The sequence below is a fragment of the Paraburkholderia sp. GAS33 genome, assembly GCF_050436645.1.
GTDB classification, from domain to species: domain Bacteria; phylum Pseudomonadota; class Gammaproteobacteria; order Burkholderiales; family Burkholderiaceae; genus Paraburkholderia; species Paraburkholderia phenazinium_B.
On the sequence record NZ_JBNDMP010000012.1, the window covers coordinates 233,630 to 251,931 of the forward strand.

Below are 18,302 nucleotides of genomic sequence, written 5' to 3' on the forward strand. Positions count from 1 at the left end.
GCGTAGCAAAAGCGTAGTAACAGCGTCGTCACTATGTTACGGCCCGTTGCAGGACGCGTGATGGGTCCTGCAACGGGCCATCAGAAACGCTTGCGCCCGCACGATACGCGATGACCGTGCTGGCGTCCTTCGGTCATTGCATCGGTCAGTGCGCCTGGGCCGTGTCGCTCAGCAACTGCACCAGGTAGGGCTTCCACACTTCAGGATGAGCGAGGGTCTGGTGGCCGTAAGAATGCGCAGTCTCGGGTATTTCAACGTACCCGCCGTTCGGCACCGCCTTCATCTCCCGTTGCATGACGCCTAAGTCCGCGGCGTTGATCAGATCGTCGGCAAAGTTGACGGCAAACAATCGCGCGCGAATCTTCGACAGATCAGGCGCCGGGTTGTAGTCCCACGACGATTCGAACCAGTACAGCACGTCGTTGGCGTCGGTCTTCTGGGCGTTGTCGACCAGCGTGTCGTACAGATGCGTGGCCGCGTCGCGATCCGGAGCTTCGCTTTGCATGCGAGCCGGGTTGTTGGTGAAGATCGTGAAAACCGGCATCACGCGAGTCCATTGGGTGGGCGGCACGGTGTAGTCGCCGCCCTGCCAGCCCGGGTCGTTGCGAATCGCGCCGACGATCATCTGCCGCCAGAGCCAGTTGCGGCCGGCCATCGGGATGGGTTGGCTGGCAATCGGCATCAACGCATCCGCCATCTCCGGGTAGCGCTCGCCCCACATCCACGTCTGCATGCCACCCATCGACGTGCCGAGCACCAGGCGCAGATGATGAATATGCAAACCCTCGACGAGCAAACGATGGTTAGCCTCGACGACATCGCCATAGCCGTAATGCGGAAATCTCGCGTGCATGCCATCGCTCGGCTTGCTTGAACCGCCTCGGCCCAGGCCATCGGGCATCACGATGAAGTACCGGCTCGTATCGAGCGGCTTGCCGGGAGCGAAGAGTTCCTGGCGCATGGTCGGCGTGAGGAAAGCCTTGCCGGTGCCGGTGGTGCCGTGCATCAGCAGCACCGCGTTGTCGATCTCGCCGTGCGCATCGCGCCGTGGCGTGCCCAAGGTGGCGTAGTGGATATGAATATCCGGCAACGTAGCGCCGTCGGCGAAGTGGAAGTCGTGTTCGGTGAAATCGGCTGCCTGTTCGGAAGCAGGCTCAGTTGTCGCAGCGTGGGCCGGCACGAGGCCGGTCAGTACGAACATTCCTGCCGTGGCCAGCAGGGATGTGAAGCGAATCATAGCGGTGTCCCGTCGATTGTGCGGAAGGAGAGAATATCGTAACTGCGTGACGTCGTGCTCTGCCGGCTGTGCTGCCTCGGCGAACAGCCCACGACGCGTTTGAAAGCCTTGCCGAACGCGCTTTCGGACTCGTAGCCGAGCGATGCGGCGATGCGGGGAATGGAGTCGTCCGGATTCTTCAGCCGGTCGCACGCCAACAGCATTCGCCAGCGGGTCAGGTACTCCATTGGGGACGTCCCCACGGTCTCCTTGAAGCGCAGCGCGAAACTCGAGCGTGACATGCCTATGCGCACAGCCAGCGACTGCAACGTCCACGGATGCCCCGGGTCATCGTGCATGCAGGTGAGTGCTGCGCTTAGCTGTTTATCCGCCAATGCGAAGAGCCAGCCCACGCCCGCATTCGCCTTATCGCCCAGATGCAGGCGCAGTGCCTGAACCAGCAACATGTAGGCGAGTTGCTGGGAGATCAACGATCCCCCCGGTTGCCGATCGCGCATCTCTTCGGTCATGCGCTCGAGCGACCAACGCATCGCCGCCCTATCCGATTCCTTGCGGATATGCACGATGGCCGGTAACGAGCCCAGCAGCAACTCGGTGTGGCCGCCAGTGAGGACAAAGTGGCCGCCGACGAGATAACACCCTCCGCCTTCGCTGCTAGCGGGATTGCTATCCAGGCCGCCTGTTATCCGCAGTTGTGCAAAGTCGACAGGCTTCGCCGAAAGGTCAGTGGCGAGACAGAAAGGCGGACCCGGCGGCAGCAAATAGCAGTCGCCAGCAGTGAGAAGCACCGGGTCGGCAACGCCATCCACGGATAACCAGCATTGACCGGAGGCTACCGCATAGCACTTGATGCCTTCATGTCGCGGCCATTGAATCGCCGTGTTGGGCTTCACTGCAACACCACCCGATACAACGCTGCGAGGTTTTAGCAGGGACAACAGATCTGAGAGCGGGTCCATGAGATTCCCGGACGATTGATCTAAAAATGCGGACTATATGACATTGATCGTATCACGGGCGACGCCTACATTAGGCATCGTTGGACTGCGACTGCAGCCCTTAACCTACATAAAGGCCAATTCATCATGCGTATTTTTGTTACCGGTGCGACCGGCTTTCTGGGTTCCGCCATTGCCCAGGAACTCATCAATGGCGGCCATCAGGTACTCGGACTGACGCGATCGGAGGATGGTGCGCGTTCGCTCGCCGCGATCGGGGCCGAAGTGCACCGTGGCGATGTCGAGGATCTCGACAGCCTGCGCCGCGGCGCGGGTATGGCCGACGGTGTCATCCACACTGCCTTTAATCACGACTTCACAAGGTTCGCTGCGAACTGTGAAGCAGACCAGCAAGCTGTCGAAGCAATGGGCACCGCGCTGCTCGGCTCGCAGCGCCCTCTCGTCGTTACCTCCGTTTGCATGTTGGGTACCTCTGCGCCAGGCAAGCCGGCAACGGAGGACTACACGAATCCCGACCACCCGAGCCCGCGGAATGCGTCGGAATTAACTGCGATTGCTCTGGCCCAGCGTGGCGTCCACGTATCGGTGGTGCGGCTTCCGCAAGTCCACACTCCCGTCAAGCAAGGGCTCATTACCAATCTGATTCAACTGGCTCGAGAGAAAGGCGTTTCCGCCTATGTCGGCGACGGGCTTAACCGTTGGGCTGCAGTGCACCTCAGCGATGCAGTCCGTGTCTATGTGCTGGCGATGCAGAAAAACGTAGCGGGCAGCCGATACCACGCGGTCGACGAAGAAGGTATATCGCTGCGGACGATTGCCGAAACCATCGGTCGTGGTCTAAACGTACCGGTAAAGAGCATTGCCGCTGAGGATGCACCCGCACACTTCGATTGGCTCAGTCCATTCGTCAGCCGCGACATGCCCGCATCCGGCGCGTTTACGCAGGAACGACTTTCGTGGCAGCCGAAGGGGCCGGGACTGATCGCCGATCTTGAAGCGATGAACTATAGATAGAAGTTGAATATTTGGTAACGTGTGCTCTGGAAAAATCCGTTACCAAATATCACCCTCCGAATCAGGAGGGTGATAAATTATTAACGCAGAATAAAACGGTATAGAGAGATACCACCACATTGCTTTGACTTGGCGCACGCGTCCAACTAAAGCAATTCAAAAATATAACAGCAGGCTTACAACCAAGAAAAATGAAAAACATCAATCGACCAGGGATAGCGATCGCGGTTACTTTGTCAGTTCTACTGATAGGGTGTGGTGGGGGAGGTGGAGGTAGCAGTTCATCTTCGACTGCGGGCCTGAGTGCGGATCAGAAAGCATTCGAACAGTTTGCGCTGGCGCCGAATGCCTCATACAACGTTCAATGGTCATTGCCAGCCTCAGGCACGCCGGTAAACGGCACTAACTATCTGATTGAATCGCATGCGTCGACTGCCGCGTCTCCGTCCACCGGCACACAACCGCTGAACGGCACTCCGTCGACGTCGCTTGCCGCCACGTTAAGTGTTCCGACCACCTTCGACAATGGCCGCTACCTGATCAACGGTGCAATAGTCGTGGGCTCCGGATCGCTTAACACTGCGAGTTTCCAGGGCACCGGCATCGTGGTCGACGCTCTTGCGACCGATGGCGTGACGGTGGTAGCAAGCCAGCTGCGCAGCAATCTTTCGGTGGTCCCCTTGAGCGGAGCCGTCGCGGCCGCTCCGACCGCTCTGGCGCAATGGTTCAATGCGCTTTACTACAACGCATCGCTACTCAGTGCATCGGCCGTCTGGGGCACTGGTTCCGCATATCTTCAATACACGGCGACCGAAGTTGCTGATACCTATACGGTTGTCGATTACGCCGGTTCTACAACGGGCAATACGCCCGATCCGGTGGCAGGCGGTACGACCATCGCGGCTTTGATGGCTGCAGGAGGCATTGTCTCGAACGATGACGGCACGACCTACACGCTGACCAATGGCAGCGTGTCGTCGATCAACGGCGTGACGACGTATGTGTCTTCGGCGGTGCGCCCTAACCTGACGACACCTACCTACAGGACCTTTTACCAGCTCAACGGCAATGTCTATGAGGGTAACTTCGTTAAGGCGGGAACCGTATTGGGCGGCAGCGTGTACCTGGTCGCGGCACCCGGTACGTCCACCGGCTATACACTCAATTACTCGCACCAATATCAGATTCGCCTGAATGCCGCTGCCGTCGCCAGCTTGCGTACAGCGGTGACGTTTTAAAGGGCGCCCTCAGCCGCCGCTCAGTTGACCGGCTCGCAAAACGACACCTTGCCGCGCAGCGCGTTGCCTGCGGCGGCAGGGTCCTGTCCTGCCGGCAACGAATGTCCGGCGTTCTACCAAGCGCAAAGTTGCTTTGCAATTCAGGAGATATGCGCGCCCTCGCTGCCACTCTACTATCCGTGCATAGGTCCGATCGCCGGACGATGTCTCTTACACGATAAAGGAGTTAGCGATGGAAAATTCACCCGCCAACGGTGTATCTAACTCTTTTGTCGTGACGCATCCACTCGATCCTGAAGACGGCAAGATCATCGCGATGATGCGAGCCGGCGCCAGTTCCACCAAAGGGGTGAGGCTGGGGATCGAAGCGCGCGGGGCCTTCGATGCCATGATGGAAAGCGTTTTGCCGCACGAAAACGTGACGTTCGAACAAGACGCAGTGGGCGGCGTCCCAGGCATCTGGGTGATTCCTGAGCACTGTCGGCCGGGCGAGGCGATCATCCATTTGCATGGAGGATGGTTTAACTTCGGCTCCGCCAACGCATTCCGCCATCTTGTCGCGCATATCGCGGCGAGAAGCGGAGTAAGGGCCTTCGTTCCGGACTATCGGCTGGCTCCCGAGCATCCGTTCCCCGCAGCCGTTGACGATGTGCTGGCCTGCTATCTCGGACTTGGCGAGAGAAACATCGAGCGGATTGCTATCACTGGAGACTCGGCCGGCGGTAATCTCGCCCTGATCCTCGCCTCGCGCATCGCCGGCAACGACGTCCCTGCTAAGGCGATGCTTGTTGGCGTGGTTGCCCTGTCACCCGTTACCGATCTGACGCTCTCGGGCGCCACCTACGAGACACGCGCAGACGCCGATCCGCTTTTCACGCGCGCTCAAGTGTCCGGACTTGTGCATTCCTATTTGCGTGGCGCCGATCCCAAACATCCCCACGCTTCACCGCTCCACGCACCGCTGAGCGGTTTACCTCCCGTTCGCGTTCACGTGGGAGACGATGAAGTGCTACTGGATGACTCACGTAAATATGTCCAGCGCGCCTTCGCCGCAGGTATCGATGCACGGGTCGATGTCTGGATGGGGATGCCACACGGATTCCCCGGCAGGATCGGAACGTTGAAGGCGTCGGGAGAGGCTCTCGAGGCTATCGGTGTGTTTCTCGGAGAGAAGCTGCAGTCGGGGATCTGATCAAGCCGTTTGCGCCAAAAGCTGCGCATCCCGCTTCGCCGCATACATCCGCTGATCCGCCAGCGAACACAGTTGATCCAGCGTTCCGGCGTCTTCTGGAAAAAGCGCGATGCCAATGCTTGCGCCCAGTTGGACCTGCTCGCCTGACACCTTCGCAGGCGCCATCAAGCTATCCTGCAGGCATTTGGCGAGACTGACAGCGGCGTCCCGATTCATCGGGCACTCAAGTAGAAGGCTAAATTCGTCGCCACCGGTCCTCGCCAGAGTATCGCCGCTTTGGACGCAGCCAGCAAAGCGATGGGCGACATCCTGCAACGCCAGGTCGCCGGCACGATGGCCGAATCTGTCATTGATCGACTTGAATCCATCCAGATCGATCGCCAGCACAGCGACCCTGACGCCTTTCTGCTGTGCCCGCGAGAGCGCCGCGCCCAGCCGGCTTTCGAACAGCCTTCGATTTGGCAAGCCGGTCAGCTCATCGTGGTCCGCCAGATGTTGATTCTGCTTGAGCTGATTTTCAAGCAGCAACATGATCATGCCGACCGCAACCAGGAACTTGGGCAGATTCCACATTTCGACGTCGAACTCAACTTTGGGCAGCCAGAGGTCTGTGAGCAGCCCCATAGGAAAAACCGCCGCCCAGGTCAACAGCCCGACGAACGTGACGATAAAACCACCGGTGCGCGCCTTCAGCATGAACCAGCACTGAATGCAGCAGTACAGGTAGGCGGCGCAGAGCATCGTCGCTGTCTGCACGCCCAGGGTTGCGGGGAGCATTTCGCAAAATAACAGGGCGACGGCTAGAGCAATGTCGAGCACTACCGTTGTAAGGCGCGTGGTGGTTCGCTGCGCGGACGGAAGGACGTAGAAGATGGTCAGCGGGACCAGAGCGAGCAAGGTCGCAACAACCATTCTCGGCGGCGCAGGCACGCCGGGCCAATCCGCAAGGCAGATGTACAACGTGTAGACGAGCGCACGGCTCCAGAACATGAGCCGGCTACTCCAATGCCGAGGCTCCGCGTCCATCGACCAGCAGAAGAGCTGCGCACACCAGATGAGCGCGGCCGTGCCGATTGCATCTGCCGCTGCGCCCCAGGCTCCGGGCAACGCGAGAAACGAATACGCGGCGAAGTGTATTTCGATGCAGATCCAGCCGCGCAACCAAAGCCGGGTCATGGTCGAGCCGGCAGGCCGTGCGACCGCTACAAATGCGTAGATCAGTAATCCGACCGAGAACAGATCCGGTAATTCTCGCCAGGACATAATGCCTCAGAAATCTCGTTCACCGTTGCGATGCGGCACCTGAAAAGAAGCCCATGAAAGTTAGCGACCGCTACGTGAATTAACGGCAGGCGAAGAACATTCTGAAGGAATGATGTCAGTCGCGCGTATTTATTGGCAATTTTGATATTTCTGCGCCACGCCTTATTCTTCCCTGCTGCGGCGCAGGCTCGACGCATTCGGCTATCAAAAACCCTTCAAGCCTCAGCTTCCCGTGCCGTTAGCACAAGGAGCGTATCCAAAAAAAAAGGCTGCGCGCCCTCGCGGAATACACACCACCGACAAACATTTGAGTGAGGTTGAGGTTTGGCGTTGCACGACGAACGAGCGTCTTCCGATGGCTGACGCATCCGCACGCGAAAATCCGGCGGAGAGCACCGCGCTGGCTGCTCCGGCAATCGATGCCCAATTGCGGGCGGTGAGGAACGGCAGCCAGCCATGGGCCGAAACGTGGGCCTGGTATCGCGCGGGCGAGCAGTTGCACCTTGCCGGCCACGGCGATGCATCGCTCGACTGGCCGCAAACCATCGCCGAACAGGGTCTCGTAAAACTCTGCGCTGGCCGGGGGTGGCTGCGCTTTGCCACGGGCCGCGGCGAACGGGTGCTCGGCTGGCTCATTGCGCCAGCCGCATTTGCTGACGACGAATCCCTGCAGGAATTCGCCCGGAGTCTGGGCGAACGCGCTCAGACCGACGCCCTCGCGCGCGCCCAGAACACGCAGCGCGTGCTGTATGAAATCGCCTATCTCGCGAGTTCGGTGCCTGATCGCGCAGAGTTCCTGAGGCGCGTGCACGAGCGCCTCGGTACGCTGATCGACGCCGAGAATTTCTACCTGGCGCTGTACGACCGCAAAAGCGGCAAGATCACTTACCCGTACTATGTTGACGTGATCGACGCCGATGTCATCGAAGCGGAAAACTTCGACATTCTCGATCCTGCACGTCCGTCGATGACTGCCCAGGTGCTGACGACCGGTCAGCCGCTCTTCGTCGATGCTGCGACGATCCGCGCCGGAAAGGACGCCGGTATTTTCTACCCGATCGGCGACTGCCCCGAGTTCTGGATGGGCGCGCCGCTGAAGAATGCTTCGGATGAAGTCTTCGGCATGCTTGCGATGCAGGTGTACGACGTCTCGCGGATCTACAGCGCCGAGGACCGCGAGCTCTTCCTGGTGGTAGCGCGGCACGTAGCCATGGCACTAGACCGGATCCTGCACCGCGCCGATCTGGAGGAACAGGTCGCGCGTCGCACCTCTGAACTCTCGCAGGTCAATGCAGCGCTGCGCGAAGGCATCGCCCAGCGCGAGCGTGCCGAACACCTGCAGGCAACGCTCTTTCAGATCGCAGAGCTTTCGAGCCGCCCCGGAGACATGGTGGGATTCTTTGGCAGCCTGCACCAGATCGTCGGTGAGCTGCTCTACGCGCACAACTTCTACATCGCACTCTTTGATGCGGAAACCCAGACCGTTTCCTTTCCGTACTACGTCGACGAACATATCCACGAGCCGCCGCCGCCGCGCTTTGGACGACGCGGCCTTACCGAATACGTGATCCGCGAGCGTCGCCCTTGCCTTCTTGACGAGGACGGCGCATTACGCCTGATAGCCGAAGGCGAGATCGAAACGAACACTTCAGAAGTGCGGCTTCGCTCGTGGCTTGGGGTACCGCTGTTCGATGGAGATGACGTACGCGGAGTGCTCGCCGTACAAAGCTACGCGCCACTCGTTCGTTACTCGCAGCGCGATCAGGAACTGCTGACGTTCGTGTCGCACCATATCGACACCGCGCTGTCCCGCCGGCGAGCCGCCGATGCCCTGCATGCGGCGAACGCAGAACTCGAATCCCGCGTTCAGATTCGCACGCGGGAGCTCGACAACGCCAACGCACGCCTCGTGCATGAAAATTTGCACGACTCGCTAACCGGGCTGCCGAACCGGAGCCACCTGCTCCAAAGGCTGCAGACCGCATGGAGTGCCTATTGCGAAACGGGCAGCCAACTGACGGTGATGTTCCTTGATCTTGATCGCTTCAAGATCGTGAACGACAGCCTCGGCCATCACTGCGGAGACATGTTGCTCGTTCAGGCGGCGGATCGCTTGCGCGGCTGCCTGCGTTCGACCGATCTGCTGGCGCGTCTCGGCGGCGACGAATTTGCAATTCTCTCGCCAGATGCTCCGTTGAGCGATGCCGTTTTCATTGCGGAGCGCATACTCGCCGCATTCGATCTGCCGTTCGATATTGACGAGCACGCGGTTTTCTCTTCGTGCAGCATCGGCATTGTGAACGCCGACTGCCAGTACCACAACAAGCCAGCCGACCTCCTGCGTGACGCCGATATCGCGATGTATCGCGTGAAAAGCGCAGGCCGTGACAGCTATGTCGTGTTCAATCACGAGCTGCGAAGGGAGGTGCTGGATCAGGTGGAGCGCGAAGGTGCGCTGCGTAATGCGCTTAAACGCGACGATGAACTGCTGCCGTATTTCCAGCCCATCGTCGACGTCGCGACGGGCGACGTTGTCGCGCTCGAAGCGCTGATTCGCTGGCGGCAGCCGGATGGACGGATTGTCAGTCCCGGCGAGTTCTTGCCGCGGTTCGAAGGCTTGCGGCTTATCGGGCGACTCGACCTTTACATGCTTACCCGCGTCGCCATTATTTTGTCGGCGCCGGAGCGCGCGAACTGGCCGCCCGTCCACGTGAACTGCTCGAGCTTTAGTATCACGCGGCCTGAGTTTGCGGACGACGTGCTCGCGCTGTTGCACCGGCACGGTGTCTCGCCCTCGCGCGTATGTCTTGAATTGACAGAAGGCGCGCTCGTTGCCGAACCCGATCTTGCGCGCAGCACGATGCAGCGCCTCGCAGATAACGGCATGTCTGTTGTACTCGATGACTTCGGCGCAGGATTTTCGTCGTTGAGTTATGTTCACCAGTATCGCTTCAGCGGTCTGAAGATCGACAAGTCGTTTATCCTCGAACTCACCGCGAGCGCCCGCAGCCGCGCGATCGTCACAGCGATCGTGCGAATGGCGGAATCGCTCGGTCTGCCGGTCGTCGCAGAGGGCGTCGAGGATGCGGGGACACTCGCGATACTGCGGGAAATGGGCGCTGCCCAGGCGCAAGGGTATTTCTTCGATAAACCGATGCCGCTTGATGCTCTTCCGGGTTTGTCGAACCGTGAGCGCGGCGCGGGCAAGGTTGCGAAAGCGTCGGCTTGCTAGCGCTCTGGGCTTTGTCGGCCCCCGGCTGATCACGTGGACGCGGCGGATGTAGCGGAATTGTGCGAGCTCATCGACGGCCATGCCACGCGACATCAACGCAGACTTCTAACCTGGCTCGGCGTGACATCCCCGTCAAACCGGTTGCCGAAATGGGTTCTCGTGTAGTTGACGACAGCAGCAACCTGATCGTCACTCATCGCGTCGCCAAAGGGTGGCATCCCCTTTCGGCCGTGCAGTACGTTGACGATGACGTAGGGTGCCGCTTCGACCGCCGGATTGTCAACGAGCGCCGGATAGTGACCCGCGCCCTGTGCGCCTTTTCCATCCGGCATATGGCATCCCGCGCAGGTAGCGTTGTAAAGCGCTTCGCCGCTCGTTTCGGTGAAGCGGTAGCCAGGCGAAAGCGTGAAGGTGCGTGGTGCGTCCTGCACCACCGCCTGAGCCGATACCTTCGCGGCTACCATCAGCAAGGCCATCAACATTACGCCGGAGATCGACCACGGCCTATCCATTGACGATTCTCCGATGCAACCGGGTGATCGCATCCAGCGACGACAACACCGCGCCTTCCTGCCATGCCGGGATATGGGAAGCGTGCTCTCCGGCAAGGACGATCCGTCCGTCGATCTGACAGAGATTCTCGTAGTGCGCCTTTCTCAACGCATCTGTCCAGGCGGCGAAGCAGCCATTCGTGAACGGCGATCGGCTCCAGCTCATTGCGAAGCCGTTCTGGTACTCGCTCGCATATTGCGGATGAATCTGGCTACCCTGGCTCAATGCCATGGCGATCCGTTCCGCCGGGGGCAGTGCGCCCATTTCATAGCTGGCGGGTCCCCACATGTAGGCGCCAAGCAGTACCGCGGGACCGGTCGATCCGTAACCTGTTGCCGGATAGCCGATCGTCGAGATCGGCAGGTCGGTATAGGTGATGCCACCGTAGATCTGCTCATCTTCTTCCCAGAATCGCCGGCCGAATTGCAGCCCGATTTTCACGGATGTCTCGTAGGGCACCGCATCGATCGCGGCACGCATGGTCGGGCCGACGGCAATGTCGATCTGACTCAGAATCGAGAGCGGGATGGTGCACACCAGCCAATCCGCGTGCGCGTTCCGTTCGGCTCGAGTGACCGTGTCCGTGTAGCGCACGCTGACGCCTTGCTCGTCCTGCGAGATGGCCGTGACTCGGGCGTTAAGCACCACAGCGCTCGCAACCTGCGAATAAAGCGCATGGGCAATCCTGTCCATGCCGCCGACGGGCTGGAAAATGGTGCTCTGAAAGTCCTGCTCGTTCCCAGACGAGAGCCATTGCCACAGACGGGATGCAAGCAAGGGATCGCGCGGGAGCAGATTCGACGGCACGGCCTTGGGCATCAAACCACCGCCATGTGCGGTCGCGAATCCGCGGCGTTCACTGCTTCGCTGGTTCGGCTGATAGACACCATGCCGATCGAGCGCACCCCATTGGCGCAAGGATTCGAGTAGCAGATGCGCATCGTCGGCTGACAACGCATCATCGAGTGCTTCCTTGTGGATTGCTTTGGAAAGCAACTCGGCGATATAGCCTTGATAGTCGGTCTGCACCTCCCGGAATCGTTGCGGTTTGCCACCGAAAGCCTCCGTCGAATGCAGGTATGCGTTGTAATTCACCTGGATGAATGGCTCGAGCGGCACCTTCAGGCGTTTGGCATAGTCGAGTACGCCCTGGTGGTGATACGGAATGCGCCAAGGCCCTGGGTTCAGGTAAAGCCCGTCTGCGAAATCGCAGTACTGGGTGGCACCGCCGAGTTCTGTATAACGATCCCCACCCCTAACGGTCCAGGCCCGACCACCCGCACGGTTGTTGTACTCAAGCACCTGCACCTGGTAACCCGCGTTCCTCAATTCAAACGCTGCGACGAGGCCAGCCATGCCCGCGCCGAGCACGAGAATTCGTGTTCCTTTGGGCGCGCCATCGAGTCTGATCGGTCCGGCGTAGGTCGAGGTGGCGGCGAACCCCAACGAGCTCATGCCTTGCATCATGGCGGCCGCGCCGAGGTTCTTGCCGATCAGCGTTAGCAGTTGCCGGCGGCTTATCGCATTGGTGGTTGTTCTCGACATAAGGGCGGTCGCAATGCGACTTACGCAGATTCCCTCTGGCTATCAAATTGCCGGCGAGCCGCTGTGACTGCAGCGTGATTCTCGTCGGCCCATTGAATCAAAACGTTCAACGCCTCGAACATCGAATGACCGAGTTCGGTCAGACTGTATTCGACGCCCGGTGGCTTCGTGGGAAAGACCTCGCGATTCACGTAGCCGTCGCGTTGTAGCTCATGGAGCGTCTGCGTGAGCATTCGCTGCGAGATGTCCGGCACCAACCGGCGAAGTTCACCGAATCGATGTGGGTGCTCAGCCAGCGCCAACATCAGCAGCGAACTCCAGCGCCCGCTGATGATATCGATGACGTCGCGCACCGGGCAATTCGCCAAAGGACCGAATTGGGTCCGGGCCTCGTCCAGCCTTGTCTTGAGATCGCCAATCGACGGCTTGGTGGTTCCCATTTGGTAACTATCTCCTGAAAAACTGCCTTCTTTACGGAAGAGCGCAGACGCCTGATTATCGAGGCGCTCTCAAAACGAGAGTAACACTCAGAATGAGGCTAGTCCATGAGCGACACCATTTTCGTCACCGGTGCATCCGGTCAACTCGGCCAGCTTGTTATCAAGCATCTGCTAGCGCGCGGCGTAACGCACGACCGCATCGTCGCCGGTACCCGCAGCCCGGAAAAGCTTGCCAGCCTCGCGGCAGCGGGCATTGAGGTTCGCAAGGCAGACTTCGAAGACCCGCAAGGCCTGACCGCAGCGTTCAAAGGCGTCGGCACCGTCCTGATCATTTCCACAGATGCGCTGGATGGGGTAGGCACACGATTGAAGCAGCATCGCAATGCGGTCTCGTCAGCCGTCGAGGCGGGAGTCAAGCGTCTCGCCTATACGTCGATGCCCAATCCAGGGAGTTCTTTGCTGACCTTTGCACCGGACCATCTGGAAACCGAGCGGACCATCAAGGCCACCGGTACGCCGTACGTGATTTTTAGAAACAGCTGGTATCACGAGAATCTGCTCAGGTCGCTCCCCAACGCGCTGAAAAGCGGGCAATGGCATACAGCGGCCAAAGGTGGGAGAAAGTCGTACGTCGGAAGGGAGGACATCGCTGAAGCGATCGCCGCAGCGCTGGTCACGACAACCTCAGATAGCCGGACCTACACACTGACAGGGTCTGAAGCGCTGTCTACCGAACAGATCGCCGACCTCGCTCGCCCGGCTACAGGCAAGCCGCTTGCCGTCGTCCATGTGTCGGACGAGCAACTCGTCATGGAACTGAACGCGGCTGGTGTTCCGGGCGTGTTTATTTCTGTATTGGTGTCAATCGAGGCAGAGGTTCGGGCTGGCAATCTTTCTATCGTCACGGACCATCTCGAATCGCTCATCGGCCGCTCTCCGAAGCGGCTTGCCGATTATCTGGAAGAGGCCAAGGCCACCTATGCAGTTTGAGCGTCTTCCTGCGCTGTAGCCGGACGTCAAAGGTTCGCTTTGGGAAATGCGTGGCTTGACTGAACGCTCCGAAACGATCACTTCGCCCCGCCAGCCGGCTTCGTTCGACAAGCCCGGCTACCTGTGCACGAGTCCGGGTGGGCAGGTGGGGTTGCGCTGCCGAGGCTAGCGATGCATGTCAGCACGCCCAGCAACGTGCGCGATTTCTCTGGAATTACACGAACTGGGCGTCTTTCGGAAAACTAATCGCAACGATCAATTGTTGTCATGCGCATAGCCATCCGATGTCGTATCGACACTCACGCGGATAAGTACCCCGCTGCTCCCAGTCACACCACCGCCCTGGAAAGTAAGGGAGCCCTCTTTCTTGTAAAAGGTTTCAAAACGATAGGCATCCTTTCCAAAATAGAACGGGATAAATGCCTTGCCTGTAGTGTAAGTGTGAGAATCATTAGGCATGCCGATCAAGTCCTGGACTTCCTTCTGCCCCATACCAATCCGAAGTTTCGCAAACTTGCTGTTCTTCGAAGGCGTACCGATAATTTCGCCATTGATTTGGCCGACACGGACCTTCTGGATGGGGCGGCCATCGGCAGTTGAAGATAACTGCTGGTTGTTTGCTGCTGTAGACGCTGAAGCTTGCGGTTGTGATGAAGCTTGCGGTTGTGACGAAGACTGTTGCAGCGCCGAGCAGCCACACAGTGCCGTTGCAAGACCGATAGCGACGATAATTTTCGTATTCATGAAATTCCCAGTTTTTATTATTACAGTGTTTGAAAATCTATTTTCTTGGCCCGTTCCGCGAGGTGCTGGTCGAGCGAACGTCCGGATCGTGTTCGACCGTAGTCCGCCGGTGACTGATGCATTACCAGCCCAGAAATAATATCGGATTAAAAAAGGAAAACTTTAGACCTGCGCCCGGCTTTCTTTCATCCGGGTCGAGGCTTCAAAGACGGGGCGCTCGCCGAACACCCCTCCTATTGCAAGGTGTGACAGACGCGGCGTTGACCCCCGACCGCGCGAGGTATTCTAAAATTTATTCGGTTTGAGTTAATTGCGTATCCATTGCGCATAATTGGGTTGCCCAATTGAGGCTGCCAAAAGATTTGCCGTTTGTGTTTTTGCTTCAACGCTTTCGCTTTCGTTTTCGCAGTCGCGGCATTGCCCTCCGTCTGATATAAGTGGCCCTAGGCAGGGCCAAGCACATCCTCAGGTTTGCCGAACCATCGCGCCAAAGCTTCGGCAAGTTCCTCATCGCGGACCGCGGCCTCACTTGCCCACACAACAAACCCGTCAGGGCGCAGCAATGCCGCGCGCAATCCCAGCCGTTCCTTGACGTCGCTCGCGACGTAGGTGACCCGCTCTCGCCAACGGCTCGCGAGCGCCTGAAGCGATGCGCCTGGGTCGAACTCCAAGAACAACCCTTTTCCTTCGCGCAGAAGACTACCGACCTTAGTCCCGTCGACGAGCTCGAAATCAGGAGCACTGCGGCCTACCAGCGGATGACCGTCGCAAAGATCGTAGCGAAGCGAAACGCCCCACACGCGCTCAGCAAAGTATGTCGCGCCATCGCGGGTCTCGATGAGGTCACGGATGACAGCTGAAAGCGCACGCGTGCTTTGGGTGGGGCGCATAAGCGCAACCTGTGCGCGCGACCAGTCAAGAACGTCCGCTCCCACCGGATGCCGTTCCCGCTGATAGCTGTCGAGTAGATCGGCCGGCGCGTCGCCACGGATCGTGGCTGCCAGCTTCCAGCCCAGGTTCATCGCGTCGCCCAGACCGAGATTGAGCCCTTGACCGCCCAAGGGGGAGTGGATGTGTGCGGCATCACCCGCAAGCAGTACGCGTCCCTTGCGATACGTTGTCGCCTGGAAAGCGCGATCCGTCCAGGTGGTAGCGATCTGAAGCTTCGTCAGGTTGATATCCGTGCCGGACACGCGGCGCAACACCGCCTGTATATGCTCTAGCGTGATCGGTTGGATCCGGTGAAAAGCGCCGCCGTCGAATTCCACCATCGCGATCGTGCCAGGTCGTGCATAGGTGTACATACCATTCGACGTATAGTGCCGGCCAGGGCGGAGTGCTTGCTCGTCGGCCATCTCGACTTCAACGGAATAGCCAGTGAACTCAGGATCGGTGCCAACGAAATCGAAGCCACCCGCCTTGCGCATAGCACTGCGGCCGCCATCGCAACCGACAAGCCAGCGTCCAGCGAAAGTTTCGCCGCCCGCGTGAACCTTTACTTCTTCGTCGGACGCGGTCATCGCGTCGGCGCTAAAGCCACGCCGGATCTCAGCCCCCATCGCACTGGCTCGGCGTGCCAGGACAGTTTCGAGTGTCTCCAGTTCGACCGCCATGCTGGCGCCGGCCGGGCTTGGCAGGCGATATAGCCACTTCGATGTGTCGATGTCGTCGTGATAGAACTGGATGCCCGCGAAGTGGCCGGCTGGCCGACGCGGCTGTCCCATCCAGTGTGCAGCCTTTGCACTCTTGCCCGCGGCCTCGCTCTCACGCTGCGCCGCGACTACCTCATCCAGCAACCCACGACGATACAGCGCTTCGAGCGTAGGCGCCGAAAGGCCGCGCATTCCGAATGGAAGCTGCTTCAATGGGGAGTGTGGGTCCTCAGCTTGCTCTAGCACCAGGACCGAGAGGTCAAACAGGCGCAACTCGCAAGCGAGAAACAGGCCGACGGGGCCAGCGCCGGCAATTACAACGTCATAGATATCTGAGTGATGTCTGCGCATGAACTACTCCTGTGTCGATGTCCGACCGGAGCGTTCCTCGATTGAGAACCACACGGACGAACGTTTGGACGCCTGTGCAGCGTCGAATGTTCGTCGTGGGGATCTCTTGCGCGAGGCCAAAGACCAGAGCTTTCGTTACCGAAAGGACTTGGGCTTACCAAACCAAGTCTGCCTTTTCCGACATCGCTTTATAACATTGTGGCGATGGCGTGGCAACAACCAGCGGCCAAGGCAGGCCGATCGCAGTTGGCCTCGTTGGACCGGCATCGGCCACGAGGGGATGCTCGTCGCTCCATGGAACCCATAATTCACCGCGTAGCGTCCGCATCGATTTTTGGCCATGTTGACAACTGAAAATACGGCGCTTTAGACTTTCCTCTCACCCTGTGGCCTGACAATGACGTCCGCCCGGGGACCCGGCACAGAAGCCCTCTGACGAACATCCGTTCGTCAGAGGGCTTTTTTTTGTCCGCATTTTCCCTGTCTAGCGTTCACCTCTGGAGAATCCGCATGTTGCTGAAGCCGTCGGGCTGGATGCGTCTCGCCCTTATCGCAGGACTTGCACTGACTTCGCTCGCATCGAGCGCCGCCGATCCGGTGAAAATCGGGTTGCTGGAAGACGCCTCGGGTAATTTCGCACTGGCGACCATTCCGAAGATCCACGCGACGCAGCTTGCGGTCGAAGAGATCAATGCCAAGGGCGGCATTCTCGGCCGCCCCGTGCAACTGATCGCCTACGACACCCAGTCGGACAACACCAAGTTTCAGGAACTTGCGCGGCGTCTCGTCCAGACCGACAAGCCGGACGTCATCTTCGGCGCATTTTCCAGCGCCTCGCGCGAAGCGATCCGCCCGATCATGGACCGCGCGCATCAGCTTTACTGGTACGACAACCAGTACGAGGGCGGCGTGTGCGACACCAACACCTTTGTGACCGGTGCGGTGCCCGAACAGCAATTCTCGACGCTCATTCCCTGGATGATGCAGAAGTACGGCAAGAAGGTGTACACCATCGCCGCCGACTACAACTTCGGGCAGATCTCCGCCGAGTGGGTGCGCAACATCGTCAAGGAAAACGGCGGAACGATGGTCGGCGAGGAATTCATTCCGTTGTCCGTATCGCAGTTCGGCCAGACGATCCAGAACATCCAGAAGGCGAAGCCCGATTTCGTGGTCACGCTGCTGGTTGGCGCGAACCAGTCGTCGTATTACGAGCAGCAGGCTTCGGCGCATCTGAATCTGCCAATGGCGAGTTCGGTGAACGTCGGTCAGGCGTATGAGCACAAGCGCTTCAAACCGCCTGCACTCAAGGACATGTACGTGACGGCGAACTACGTCGAGGAAGTCGATACGCCCGCAAGCAACGACTTCAAGAAGCGCTTCCATGCGAAGTTCCCGAATGAGCCGTACATCAATCAGGAAGCAGCGAACGCCTACGATGCCATCTATCTGTACAAGGCCGCCGTCGAGAAAGCCGGTTCGACAAACCAGGACGCCGTGCGCAAGGCGCTCGAAAGCGGAACCATCTGCACTGACGGTGAGCAAGGCAAGGTCTGCATCGACCCGAAGAGCCATCACGCGAGTCACACCATCTTTCTGGTCCACGTGAAGGAGGATCACTCCGTCGAGATTCCAAAGGTGTGGCCCGACGTGCAGCCGTACTGGCTCGGCAAGGTCGGCTGCGATCTGCCGAACAAACCGGATCATCGCCAGTACACGCCGTCGAATCTCCCCAAGAAGTCCTGATTTGAGCGGGCGCGCGGCGGCAGGCGCATTGCCGCCGCGCGCCCCCTCCAGAAAGTGGAGCATGCCTGGCCCCCGTTTCGGTTCTCTATTCGCGCATCTATAAGTTAGGCGACAGCTTTTGCTATCTGGTGCTCGCGGCGCGCGGGG

14 protein-coding genes are annotated in these 18,302 nt (G+C 59.4%); 6 read left to right on the forward strand and 8 right to left on the reverse strand.

Going from position 1 to position 18,302, the window contains the following annotated elements:
* Window positions 1-145 precede the first annotated feature (145 nt).
* Both P3T24_RS30555 and P3T24_RS30560 read right to left on the reverse strand, forming a co-directional pair.
* Entirely contained in the window at window positions 146-1,237 is a 1,092-nt protein-coding gene (locus tag P3T24_RS30555; RefSeq protein WP_429440384.1) for an alpha/beta fold hydrolase, read from the reverse strand.
* Entirely contained in the window at window positions 1,234-2,196 is a 963-nt protein-coding gene (locus P3T24_RS30560; RefSeq protein WP_429440386.1) for an AraC family transcriptional regulator, read from the reverse strand. Before P3T24_RS30560 ends, P3T24_RS30555 begins: the two co-directional genes overlap by 4 nt.
* A gap of 126 nt (window positions 2,197-2,322) precedes the next feature.
* On the opposite strand from P3T24_RS30560, the gene P3T24_RS30565 reads away from it, so the two are divergent.
* The 3 genes from P3T24_RS30565 (at window position 2,323) to P3T24_RS30575 (ending at window position 5,640) form a co-directional block, all read left to right on the forward strand.
* Complete coding sequence (locus P3T24_RS30565; RefSeq protein ID WP_429440388.1) at window positions 2,323-3,210, forward strand: SDR family oxidoreductase; 888 nt, start codon at window positions 2,323-2,325, stop codon at window positions 3,208-3,210.
* A gap of 371 nt (window positions 3,211-3,581) precedes the next feature.
* Complete coding sequence (locus P3T24_RS30570) at window positions 3,582-4,448, forward strand: hypothetical protein (protein WP_254368966.1); 867 nt, start codon at window positions 3,582-3,584, stop codon at window positions 4,446-4,448.
* 232 nt (window positions 4,449-4,680) lie between these two features.
* The gene (locus P3T24_RS30575) at window positions 4,681-5,640 is read left to right on the forward strand and encodes an alpha/beta hydrolase (RefSeq protein ID WP_429440390.1); all 960 of its coding nucleotides are present in this window, start codon (window positions 4,681-4,683) and stop codon (window positions 5,638-5,640) included.
* Here the strand turns inward: P3T24_RS30575 and P3T24_RS30580 are convergent, their stop codons facing one another.
* On the reverse strand, window positions 5,641-6,903 hold the full coding sequence (locus tag P3T24_RS30580; RefSeq protein WP_429440392.1) for a diguanylate cyclase domain-containing protein: 1,263 nt from the start codon (window positions 6,901-6,903) through the stop codon (window positions 5,641-5,643). It abuts the gene before it with no gap.
* Between the two features lie 355 nt (window positions 6,904-7,258).
* Here P3T24_RS30580 and P3T24_RS30585 point away from each other — a divergent pair, with 355 nt between their 5' ends.
* The gene (locus P3T24_RS30585; protein WP_429440393.1) at window positions 7,259-10,135 is read left to right on the forward strand and encodes a sensor domain-containing phosphodiesterase; all 2,877 of its coding nucleotides are present in this window, start codon (window positions 7,259-7,261) and stop codon (window positions 10,133-10,135) included.
* Window positions 10,136-10,227: 92 nt separating this feature from the next.
* On the opposite strand, the gene P3T24_RS30590 is transcribed toward P3T24_RS30585, so the two are convergent.
* Genes P3T24_RS30590 through P3T24_RS30600 form a run of 3 tightly spaced genes read right to left on the reverse strand, consistent with a single transcriptional unit; the run spans window position 10,228 to window position 12,672 of the window.
* Window positions 10,228-10,647 carry a c-type cytochrome gene (locus P3T24_RS30590; RefSeq protein ID WP_429440395.1) on the reverse strand — a complete coding sequence of 140 codons (420 nt, stop codon included), beginning with the start codon at window positions 10,645-10,647 and terminating at the stop codon, window positions 10,228-10,230.
* Window positions 10,640-12,232: an NAD(P)/FAD-dependent oxidoreductase gene (locus P3T24_RS30595; RefSeq protein ID WP_429440397.1), complete on the reverse strand. Its 1,593-nt coding sequence runs from the start codon at window positions 12,230-12,232 to the stop codon at window positions 10,640-10,642. The genes P3T24_RS30590 and P3T24_RS30595 overlap by 8 nt, the downstream gene beginning before the upstream one ends.
* A gap of 20 nt (window positions 12,233-12,252) precedes the next feature.
* On the reverse strand, window positions 12,253-12,672 hold the full coding sequence (locus P3T24_RS30600) for a winged helix-turn-helix transcriptional regulator (RefSeq protein ID WP_074267317.1): 420 nt from the start codon (window positions 12,670-12,672) through the stop codon (window positions 12,253-12,255).
* Window positions 12,673-12,777: 105 nt separating this feature from the next.
* Between P3T24_RS30600 and P3T24_RS30605 the strand changes: the two genes are divergently transcribed.
* Window positions 12,778-13,662 (forward strand): SDR family oxidoreductase, encoded by an 885-nt coding sequence (locus P3T24_RS30605; RefSeq protein ID WP_429440399.1) that lies wholly within the window; start codon window positions 12,778-12,780, stop codon window positions 13,660-13,662.
* Between the two features lie 255 nt (window positions 13,663-13,917).
* Here P3T24_RS30605 and P3T24_RS30610 read toward each other — a convergent pair whose 3' ends face one another.
* Together P3T24_RS30610 and P3T24_RS30615 are read right to left on the reverse strand one after the other, a co-directional pair.
* Complete coding sequence (locus tag P3T24_RS30610; RefSeq protein WP_429288857.1) at window positions 13,918-14,406, reverse strand: hypothetical protein; 489 nt, start codon at window positions 14,404-14,406, stop codon at window positions 13,918-13,920.
* 443 nt (window positions 14,407-14,849) lie between these two features.
* Complete coding sequence (locus P3T24_RS30615) at window positions 14,850-16,409, reverse strand: FAD-dependent monooxygenase (RefSeq protein ID WP_429440401.1); 1,560 nt, start codon at window positions 16,407-16,409, stop codon at window positions 14,850-14,852.
* A gap of 510 nt (window positions 16,410-16,919) precedes the next feature.
* Here P3T24_RS30615 and P3T24_RS30620 point away from each other — a divergent pair.
* Complete coding sequence (locus P3T24_RS30620) at window positions 16,920-18,155, forward strand: urea ABC transporter substrate-binding protein (RefSeq protein ID WP_429288855.1); 1,236 nt, start codon at window positions 16,920-16,922, stop codon at window positions 18,153-18,155.
* The last annotated feature ends 147 nt before the right edge of the window (window positions 18,156-18,302 follow it).

Coding starts and splice junctions, on each gene's coding strand:
- P3T24_RS30555 (WP_429440384.1), bottom strand. CDS start 1,237: ATGATTCGCTTCACATCCCTGCTGGCCACGGCAGGAATGTTCGTACTG.
- P3T24_RS30560 (WP_429440386.1), bottom strand. CDS start 2,196: ATGGACCCGCTCTCAGATCTGTTGTCCCTGCTAAAACCTCGCAGCGTT.
- P3T24_RS30565 (WP_429440388.1), top strand. CDS start 2,323: ATGCGTATTTTTGTTACCGGTGCGACCGGCTTTCTGGGTTCCGCCATT.
- P3T24_RS30575 (WP_429440390.1), top strand. CDS start 4,681: ATGGAAAATTCACCCGCCAACGGTGTATCTAACTCTTTTGTCGTGACG.
- P3T24_RS30580 (WP_429440392.1), bottom strand. CDS start 6,903: ATGTCCTGGCGAGAATTACCGGATCTGTTCTCGGTCGGATTACTGATC.
- P3T24_RS30585 (WP_429440393.1), top strand. CDS start 7,259: ATGGCTGACGCATCCGCACGCGAAAATCCGGCGGAGAGCACCGCGCTG.
- P3T24_RS30590 (WP_429440395.1), bottom strand. CDS start 10,647: ATGGATAGGCCGTGGTCGATCTCCGGCGTAATGTTGATGGCCTTGCTG.
- P3T24_RS30595 (WP_429440397.1), bottom strand. CDS start 12,232: ATGTCGAGAACAACCACCAATGCGATAAGCCGCCGGCAACTGCTAACG.
- P3T24_RS30600 (WP_074267317.1), bottom strand. CDS start 12,672: ATGGGAACCACCAAGCCGTCGATTGGCGATCTCAAGACAAGGCTGGAC.
- P3T24_RS30605 (WP_429440399.1), top strand. CDS start 12,778: ATGAGCGACACCATTTTCGTCACCGGTGCATCCGGTCAACTCGGCCAG.
- P3T24_RS30610 (WP_429288857.1), bottom strand. CDS start 14,406: ATGAATACGAAAATTATCGTCGCTATCGGTCTTGCAACGGCACTGTGT.
- P3T24_RS30615 (WP_429440401.1), bottom strand. CDS start 16,409: ATGCGCAGACATCACTCAGATATCTATGACGTTGTAATTGCCGGCGCT.
- P3T24_RS30620 (WP_429288855.1), top strand. CDS start 16,920: ATGTTGCTGAAGCCGTCGGGCTGGATGCGTCTCGCCCTTATCGCAGGA.